General features: G+C 53.1%; 7 protein-coding genes. All 7 read left to right on the top strand.

Annotation, left to right across the window (positions count from 1 at the left end; translation table 11 throughout):
• The first annotated feature begins 530 nt into the window (after positions 1-530).
• Positions 531-1,577, top strand: a complete 1,047-nt coding sequence (locus tag Q7U71_09905) for a hypothetical protein (GenBank protein MDO9392072.1) — start codon at positions 531-533, stop codon at positions 1,575-1,577.
• Between the two features lie 46 nt (positions 1,578-1,623).
• Entirely contained in the window at positions 1,624-4,239 is a 2,616-nt protein-coding gene (gene polA, locus Q7U71_09900) for a DNA polymerase I (protein ID MDO9392071.1), read from the top strand.
• Between the two features lie 79 nt (positions 4,240-4,318).
• The gene (gene coaE / locus Q7U71_09895) at positions 4,319-4,921 is read left to right on the top strand and encodes a dephospho-CoA kinase (protein MDO9392070.1); all 603 of its coding nucleotides are present in this window, start codon (positions 4,319-4,321) and stop codon (positions 4,919-4,921) included.
• 72 nt (positions 4,922-4,993) lie between these two features.
• A protein-coding gene (prfB, locus tag Q7U71_09890; protein MDO9392069.1) for a peptide chain release factor 2 occupies positions 4,994-6,122 on the top strand; the annotation gives its coding sequence in 2 pieces (ribosomal slippage) (positions 4,994-5,056 and positions 5,058-6,122; 1,128 coding nt in all).
• Between the two features lie 57 nt (positions 6,123-6,179).
• A complete protein-coding gene (locus Q7U71_09885) occupies positions 6,180-6,416 on the top strand; it encodes an Lrp/AsnC ligand binding domain-containing protein (protein MDO9392068.1) in 237 nt (78 codons plus the stop codon).
• 235 nt (positions 6,417-6,651) lie between these two features.
• Positions 6,652-8,061: a T9SS type A sorting domain-containing protein gene (locus Q7U71_09880; protein ID MDO9392067.1), complete on the top strand. Its 1,410-nt coding sequence runs from the start codon at positions 6,652-6,654 to the stop codon at positions 8,059-8,061.
• A 172-nt stretch (positions 8,062-8,233) separates the two neighbouring features.
• On the top strand, positions 8,234-9,303 hold a 1,070-nt coding region (locus tag Q7U71_09875; protein MDO9392066.1), incomplete at its 3' end, for an amino acid--tRNA ligase-related protein.

Here is a 9,303-nt window from a genome sequence, read left to right as displayed (position 1 = left end):
TGGCCAGCAGGCCCACCAGCATCCGGCTGACCAGGTAGTTCTGACCCACGATGGCCTTGGAGATCTCGGCGGTGATGGTCTGGACGATGACGCTCTTCTTCTCGATCTCTTCGTTGAGTTTTTTGATGTCGTCGTTGTTGAACTGTTCCATGGCTTATATTCTCCTTTAATTACTGACTTCTTTGGTCTGGGGGATACAACCCTATATTATAAAAAACATATTTTTTTTTGTCAAGGGGCAAAGGTCACGAAACGGCTGTTTGATGCACATTGGCCGAAACCTTGGATATGTAAAAAACACAAATCCCTTAAAATGTATGATTACGAGGCAAAAACCGGGAAAGTTTCATAATATTTCTAATTTTCTTTATGAAATTAAAAAATGCTTGATTTTGGTTGGGTTTAAAGGTATGATTGAAAAGGATTTGGATATTATTCTGGCAGGGATTAGATTTAAATGGATTATACATTATATATTATTTAAGTAACTAAGATAAAGTCAATCTTGATAGAAAAATATGAGGCGTATAATGAAAAGAAAACGATTCATAATATGGTTGATAATATCGCTCGTAATTGCTATAAGTGGGGCGTTATATGTGTTATTTAAAAGAAGTGAAGAAAGTAAAATGGTGCCTTGGCAACCAGGGAAAACCATAAATACGCCGTATAATTTAAACCTTACACAATTGCCAAGTGATACGGCATATATACCCGTGGAAGATAATAGCGATTATTGGTTAGGCGAGTATTCAAGTAATGAGTCTATTTTATTTCCGGCTACACATTTGCCGGCAGGCTCAGCCCTGAAACCATATCTTCAGAATGTTGAAGATGTATGGGTTAATGCAAGGTTCAAAAAAGGTGATACAATTACTGTTTGTATGCCATGGGGGCGAAGAGAGTCTGCAACAGTAGATTCAATAATATTTGAGTATTTGGATTATTATGATTTTTCCCATCACTTATATACTACAAGAATTATAAAAGACACAATCAATTTAAAATATTATACATCAGGCACAATAGACAATTGCATTGTAATGCCATACATGCACAATATCGTAAAACGTTACGATTTTTCAAAAATAAATGAAATAAAAAAGGAAGAAAAAGGAACAATAGGAACATGGCTAAACATAAAACGAAGAGAGCTAATTAGTGAATGGAATAAAAATCTAAACGTGAATGATGGCGCCAATAAAAAGATGCCAACTGATACTATAATTAACGCAGATTTTAATGTACATAAAATAGTAGACAACAATGATAGCACATGCTACTACCTTGTAAATTGTGAATGGGTAAAAGACCCGAACAATTCTAGTTTTGGGCTGTATGCTTTTATCACCTTAGATAGTAATACTGTTAACACTCGGTCCTTAAAAAGCTGGATAAAATATTATGATTCTCAGGATTTCTTAGTAATGGATGTTGCAGTGGTAGAACGCGACTCTATGGGTAATATTGGTTTGCTTGTAAAAAGAGGTTTCTGGGAGGCAAGAGATGTGGAGTTTGTCAAAATCGACAACAATTTCACTACAATGAAAAGTGATACGTCTTATCTGACCTATTAGGAAAACATGTTTAATTTATTGAATTTATATTCTGAAGGGACTGGGTATGCCTAAACTCATCCTGGTCGACGGCACCGCCCTGGCCTACCGGGCCCACTTCGGGTTCATCCGCAATCCCCTGATCAACTCCAAGGGGGAGAACACCAGCGCCTCCTTTGGCTTCACCAACATGCTGATGCGGATGATCAAGGAGCACCAGCCCGACTACATCGGGGTGGCCTTCGACACCTCGGCCCCCACCTTCCGCGACAAGAAATACGCCGAGTACAAGGCCCAGCGCCCCGGCATGCCCGAGGAACTGCGCTCCCAGCTGCCCCGGATCAAGGAGATCCTGAAGGCCCTGAACATCGCGGTGCTGCAGCAGGACGGCTTTGAAGCCGACGACGTGCTGGCCGGGCTGGCCAAGCAGGCCGAGGCCAAGGGCTGGATGAGCTACATTGCCACCGGGGACAAGGATCTTTTGCAGGTGGTGACCGAGCGGATCAAGGTGATCAAGCCCCGGCTGGGTAAGAGCGACGAATCAATCTACGGTCCGGAGGAGGTCTTTAAGGAATACGGGGTGACCCCGGACAAGATCAAGGACATCTTTGCCCTGTCCGGCGACACGGCCGACAACGTGCCCGGGGTTCCGGGGATCGGCCCCAAGACAGCCACCGACCTGATAATCCAGTTCGGTTCGTTCGACGACCTTTATAAGAACCTGGATAAGGTCAAGAAGCCCCGGATAAAAAATCTTTTGGAAGAGCATAAGGACCAGGCCCAGCTCTGCAAGGAGCTGGTGACCCTGCACCTGGACCAGCTTCCCGACATTTCGCTGGCTTCGCTTAAGACCCACCAGCCGGACCAGGAAATTCTGGCCAAACTTTTCAAAGATCTGGAATTCAATACCCTATACCACGAGTTCGTCTCCGGGCAGATCAAGAAGGTGGCGCCCCAGGCGGTCACCGGCAAGGCCGAGCTGGAACTGCTGGCCGGACGGCTGAAGCGCGAGGGAGAGATGTGCCTGGAATTGGAGACAGCTGAAGGCCGGCCCTCAAAACTATGCCTATTCTGCCGGGGCCAGGCCCATATCATCGGCGGCCCGGACATCGAGAAGCTAAAGAATTCCTTCGAAGACCCGGAGATCATCAAGGCCGGGCATGACCTGAAGAAGGCCATCAAGGCCCTGTCTTTGGCAGGGATCCAGCTGAACGGGACGATGTTCGACACCATGATCGCCTCCTACCTGCTGGACCCCTCCAAGCGCAACCACCAGTCGCTGGAGGCTTTGGCCGAGGAGCACCTGGGGATCAGCCTGGCCCAGCAGGGCGGGCCCGCCAAGAAGCAGACCGAGCTTGACTTTTCGGCCGAGTCCGGCCTGACCGACGAGCTGATGGCCAGGCGGGCCGACGCGGTGTCTTCGCTGAGGTCCAAATTCGAGCCGGAGCTTAAGGACAAGGAACTGGTCCAGCTGTTCAAAGAGATCGAGATGCCGCTGGTGAAGATACTGGCGGAGATGGAACTGGAGGGGATACTGCTGGACGTGCCGGTCTTCAGCCAGATGTCCAAGGAACTGGAACGGCAGGTGAACAAACTGGAAAAGGAGATCTACCGGATAGCCGGGGAGGAGTTCAACCTGAATTCCCCCAAACAGCTGGGGGCGATACTTTTCGAAAAACTCAAGATCGGCAAGGGCAAGAAGACCAAGACCGGCTTTTCCACCGACGTGGACGTTTTGACCAAGCTGGCCCTGCACCACGACCTGCCCAAACTGATACTGGATTACCGCCAGCTCTACAAGCTGAAATCCACCTACAGCGACGCCCTGCCGCTGGCCGCCGATCCCAAGACCCACCGACTGCACACCACCTTCAACCAGGCTCTCACCGAGACCGGGCGGCTGTCCTCCTCGGACCCCAATCTCCAGAACATCCCGATGCGGGAGGGGGTGGGGCGGGAGATCCGCAAGGGCTTTATTGCGCCCAAGGGTCAGCTGCTGCTGTCGGCCGACTATTCCCAGGTTGAACTGCGCCTGGTGGCCCACCTTTCCGGCGACCAGCACTTAAGGCAGGCCTTCAAGTCGGGCCGGGACATCCACAGCGAGACCGCCTCGGCGGTGTTCGGGGTCAAGCCCGACCAGGTGGAGCCGGACATGCGGCGCAAGGCCAAGGCCATCAACTTCGGCATCGTCTATGGCATGGGGCCCTACGGGCTTTCCCAGCAGCTGGGGATAGGGGTGGAGGAGGCCTCGCATTTCATCGAACATTATTTCAGCCAATTCCCCCAGGTGCAGGCCTGGATAGCGCTGACCACCGCCCAGGCCAAAAAGGACGGCTTCGTCTGCACCATGCTGGGCAGGAGGCGCTACCTGCCGGAGATCAACTCCGAGAACGGCCAGCGCCGGGCCTTTTCCGAGCGGACCGCGGTCAACACCCCCATCCAGGGCACGGCCGCCGACCTGATCAAGCTGGCTATGGTCAACATATCCCGGAGGTTTGAAGAGGAGAAGATCAAAAGCAAGATGATCCTCCAGGTCCACGACGAGCTGCTGTTCGAGGTTCATCAGGAAGAGCTGGCCAAGGTGAAGAAACTGGTCAAGCACGAAATGGAACAGGCGGTGGAGCTTTCGGTGCCGATCGTGGTGGAGATGGGCGAGGGGGATAACTGGTTCGAAGCGCACTGACCGCATCAGGGAATCAGGGGACACCATGCTAAAAGGAAAAAGCAAATTCATTATGCCGGCAATGAAAAGCAGAACAAAAATGGCAGTCATCGGCCTGACCGGCGGAGCCGGCTCAGGCAAAAGTACGGCGGCCAACTATTTCCGCGAACTGGGCGCCCGGGTCATTGACGCAGACCGGATAGGGCACAGCCTGCTTAAAAAAGGCTCGCCCTGCCACGGCAAGATCGTCAAAGCTTTCGGATCGTCCATAGTGACCGGGGGCGGGATAAACAGGAAGGCTCTGGGGAAGATCGTCTTTGGGCGCAAAAGGGAACTGGGAAGACTGAACAGGATAGTCCATCCTTACATCTTGCGAGAAATCAAAAATCAAAAATCAAAAATCAAAAACAGCGGCTTTAAGGGACTTTTGATCATTGATGCCGCGCTGATCGTCCCCTGGGGCCTGCAGAAAAACCTGGATCTCCTGATAGTGGTGGACTCACCGGTAAAGACCAGATTGGAGCGGCTCACGGCCAAGGGAATTTCCCCAGCCCAGGCCCGGAGAATCATAGCCTCCCAGCTTCCGGTCTCAAAACTTAAACGGGAAGCGGACATCATCATAGTCAATAACGGCAGTCCATCCGGCCTGAAGGAAAAAGTGAAAATGATCCACAACTTTCTGTTGGCGCAAAGTTCAACTTGATTTTAAACAAGGATTGGTTTAAAATCAGTATCATGAAAACAAAATCTCATAACATATATTGCAAGGCATAAAATGACGATCCCCGAACTGAAGCAGGGCTGCAAGGCGGCCCGGGAAAAACTGGCTCACCTGCGGAGGTATCTTTGACCTCGATAAATTAGAGAAAGAACTGGCGCAATACGAGGAACAGATGGCCGGGCCGGGATTCTGGAACAACAACCTCAAGGCCAAGGAAGTGATCGCCCAGGCCAACTTGCGCAAGGACTGGGTGGAGGCCTGGAGGCAGCTGGACAAGAAATGCACTGATGCCACCGATCTTCTGGAAATGGTGGAGGCGGATGATAATGCTTCGCTAACCGAGATAGAGAACGACCTGAGATCCCTGGATACTGGGGTGGAGACCCTGGAATACCGCCACATGCTGCGGGGCGAGGACGACGCCCGGGATGCCATCCTGTCCATCCATCCCGGGGCCGGCGGCACCGAAAGCCAGGACTGGGCCGAGATGCTGCTTAGGATGTACACCCGGTGGATGGACCGCAACGGCTATGCTTACAAGATGATAGACCTCCAGCCGGGGGACGAGGCCGGCATCAAAAGCGTCACCATGGAGGTTATCGGGAAATATGCCTTCGGGTACCTCAAGGCCGAGATCGGGGTGCACCGGCTGGTAAGGATCTCCCCCTTTGACGCCAACAAAAGGCGGCACACTTCCTTTGCCTCCATCTTCGTCTATCCCGAGGTCGACGACGAGATCAAGGTGGACATCGCCGAGGCCGACCTGCGGATCGACGTCTACCGGGCCGGATCGGCCGGGGGCCAGAACGTCAACAAGGTGGAGACGGCCATACGGATGGTGCACATCCCCACCGGGATCGTGGTCTGCAGCCAGAACGAGCGCTCCCAGTACCAGAACCGGATCAACGCCATGAAGGTCCTAAGGGCCAGGCTTTACCAGCACTACAAGGCCGAGGAGGACAAGAAGCGCCAGCACCTGGAGGCCGGCAAGGCCGACATCGCCTGGGGCAGCCAGATCCGCTCCTACGTCTTCCAGCCCTACACCATGGTCAAGGACCACCGCACCGGCCAGCAGAACGGGGATGTCCAGGCGGTGATGAACGGCGACCTGGACCAGTTCATCTTTGCCTTTTTAAAGACCGGGGGAAAGTTTGAGCGGGTTGACAAAGGCGACGATTTATGATATCTTATAGACTACAAAACATCATATTATATTCCGAAAGGAGGTGCAAGAATACTAATGTTTGCTGCTTATGAATTCATCAATTGCGAGTCCGGCAAGGCCGAGGCGGTGGTCCGCGCTCTGCGCAAGATCAAGGGAGTGAAACAGGCCCACGTGGTGACCGGGTTGCACGATATCGTGGCCTATGTGGAATCCCCGAATCTGGGCGAGCTCACCAAGCTGATCATCGCCAAGATCCAGGGCACCAAGGGCGTCGGCAGGACAGTCACCTGCATCGTGGTCAACGGCAACTAAGGACCTCTTTTTGTCAAACCCCTGCCATTATAATGGCAGGGGTTTTTGCATGCATAAAATAAAACTGCAAATAATCATCAAATAGTTATACATGTTTATGGTCAGCAGGTTTTTAAATAAATGAAAATCAAGGGATTTAAACGATACCCCCGGTATATTGCTATTTGATAAATACTATGTTATATTAATAATGTTATCCATGGATATTTTCAGCAACAATTAGGGAGGTAATGCTATGAAAAAAACAGCATTATGCGTTTCCACATTATTAATAATGGCGGCAGTTTTTACCGCCCAGGCCGGAGTAATGGTGCTGCCGGCCAATGATTCCCTGGCCGCAGCCGGGGCTTGGGTCAATGTTCCCTACAGCTATGTTGATGACAGCCTTTATACCGTCGGGACCGGCGCGGCCAACGGCAGCAAGAATTTTAGGGTGGGACTGGCTGATCCGTCAGACACCATCAACCAGCGGATCACGGGCGTGGTGATATACGCCAAGTGCTATCTGGCCGGTTCCAAGGGCAAACTTCAGCTGGTGCCATTCTACGATGAGGTTCAGGGCACGGCTTCCGCCCCCTTGGGGCTGAGCGGCACGGAGATCACAAGATCCTTTGACATTACCGTCCAGCGGGCCCAATGGTTGTGGGAGGATATAAAAAATCTTAGCGTTCAATTCAAACCCAAGACAGCCAAGACCTATTACGCCAATCATATCTTCGCCGTGGTGACCAGTATCGATACTACGGCGGCCCAGGCCAGCCACAGGTTTGCTTTCGACCCAGTCGCCACGCCGGATACAGTGGGGGTGGCCTTTCCGCTGGGGATCAGCGCACTGGATTCGCTGGGGATCCTTCTGGCCAGTTATAATGGATCGGTTCTGATCAGCGACCAGACCGGGACCATAAGTCCGTTCATAGCCAATTTCACCGGCGGGCTGGCCGCAGCCAGCATCACCATCAGCGACACCATGCGCAACGATTTCATTGTCATTGACGACGGCGTAGCCAACGATACCAGCGGATTGTTCGATGTGGTCAACTCCGGGCTGCACCACTTTGCGGTGGATCCCATCGGGATGCAGCTAAAGAATGTGCCTTTCGCCATCAGCCTTTCGGCCCGGGACTTCTTTGACGATACGGTCACCAGTTTTACCGGCAAAGCGGACATGTGGGACATGACCGGGACGCTGACCCCGGATTCCACCGGGGCTTTTGCCGCCGGGGTCTGGAGCGGCGACGTGAACATCGCCCTCGGGGCACTCAAGGACAGCATCGCCTGTTCGTACTTCAATGGCAAGACCATCAGCGGCTTAAGCAACGGGTTCTGGGTGGATGATCCCTTGGGGGTGGAAACGGGAAAACTGCTGGAGGGCCTGGCCGGAACGGTCCGGATCAACATCTTTCCCAATCCACTTTACCGCAAGGCGGAGTTTACGGTCTATTCACCCAAAGCCGGAACAGCCCGCATCACCGTTTACAACCTGCTGGGGCAAAAGGCCGCCCAGAAAGACTTGGGGAATATAAATCCCGGAACGGTGAAACTGAGGTGGGACCTTGGTTCCGCCCTGCCCCAGGGTGTTTATTTTGCCGATCTTCAGATCGACGGGAAAAGCGCGTCATTTAAGAAGCTGGTGATCCTCAAGTAGCGCAAGGAATCGCCGTTCAAAAAGGCCCGCAATCGGCGGGCCTTTTTGCTTGACTATATGCTGGAAGTTTGGTAAATTTATGATTCTACAGCCCTTTAATGCGTCAACAAGAAACATTATCTAAGTCTGTCCACGTCCCGGCCGGACTGCGGTTTGAATTTACGGAGGATCTATGAAACTGGACTGGGTTTATATTTCAGATATCGGGAAACACCTGGGGCAGGAGGTCACCCTCAAGGGTTGGCTGTACAACAAGCGCTCCTCGGGCAAGATACACTTCCTGCAGATCCGGGACGGCTCGGGCGTGATCCAGGGCGTGATGGTCAAGAGCGAGGTGGGGGATGCGGTCTTTGAGCTGGGCGACAAGGTCACCCAGGAATCCTCCATCATCGTCAAGGGGTTGGTCAAGGAGGACAAGCGGTCGCCCTCGGGTTTTGAGCTGGGGGTCACCGGCCTCAACATCGTCCAGCTGACCCAGGACTATCCCATCACCCCCAAGGAGCACGGGCCGGCTTTCCTGATGGAGCACCGCCACCTGTGGATGCGCTCGTCCAAGCAGCACGCCACCCTAAGGGTCCGCGACACCATCGAGCAGGCCATTCACGCCTACATGCATAAGGAAGGGTTCATCCATACTCCGGCCCCCATCCTGACCCCCACCTCCTGCGAGGGCACCACCACCCTGTTCCAGACCGATTACTTCGGCGAGCCGGCCTTCCTGTCCCAGTCGGGGCAGATGTACATCGAGGCCACCGCCGCGGCCTTCGGCAAGGTCTACACCTTCACCCCGGCCTTTAGGGCCGAGAAGTCCAAGACCCGCCGCCACCTGACCGAACTGTGGATGATGGACGCCGAGGCCAGCTATTTTGAGCACGCCGAGAACATGCAGTGCCAGGAAGGGATGATCTGCGCCGTGGTGGAAAGGGTCTTAAGCGAATGCCAAAGCGAACTGAAGACACTGGAGCGCGACACCGCCCCGCTGGAAAAGATCAAGGGCCCCTTCCCCAGGATCTCTTACAAGGAAGCGGTGGAGTTATGCAACAAGGCCGGGGTCCACATAGAATATGGGGAGGACTTCGGGGCTCCGCACGACACCGCCATTGCAGGCTCGTTCGAGCGGCCGGTGTTCGTGGACCGCTTCCCGGCGGCCATCAAATCATTCTACATGCAGCCGGACCCCCAGGATCCATCGGTAGTGCTGGGTTCAGACCTTTACGCCCCGGAGGGCTACGGCGAGATCAT

It is taken from the genome of bacterium (assembly GCA_030655055.1).
Taxonomy (GTDB): Bacteria; Edwardsbacteria; AC1; order AC1; family EtOH8; genus UBA5202.
This window is presented reverse-complemented; position numbering and strand designations above follow the sequence as displayed.

Bases quoted from the DNA above. Each gene is read 5' to 3' on its own strand.
- Q7U71_09905 (MDO9392072.1), top strand. From the start codon at position 531: ATGAAAAGAAAACGATTCATAATATGGTTGATAATATCGCTCGTAATT.
- polA (MDO9392071.1), top strand. From the start codon at position 1,624: ATGCCTAAACTCATCCTGGTCGACGGCACCGCCCTGGCCTACCGGGCC.
- coaE (MDO9392070.1), top strand. From the start codon at position 4,319: ATGGCAGTCATCGGCCTGACCGGCGGAGCCGGCTCAGGCAAAAGTACG.
- Q7U71_09885 (MDO9392068.1), top strand. From the start codon at position 6,180: ATGTTTGCTGCTTATGAATTCATCAATTGCGAGTCCGGCAAGGCCGAG.
- Q7U71_09880 (MDO9392067.1), top strand. From the start codon at position 6,652: ATGAAAAAAACAGCATTATGCGTTTCCACATTATTAATAATGGCGGCA.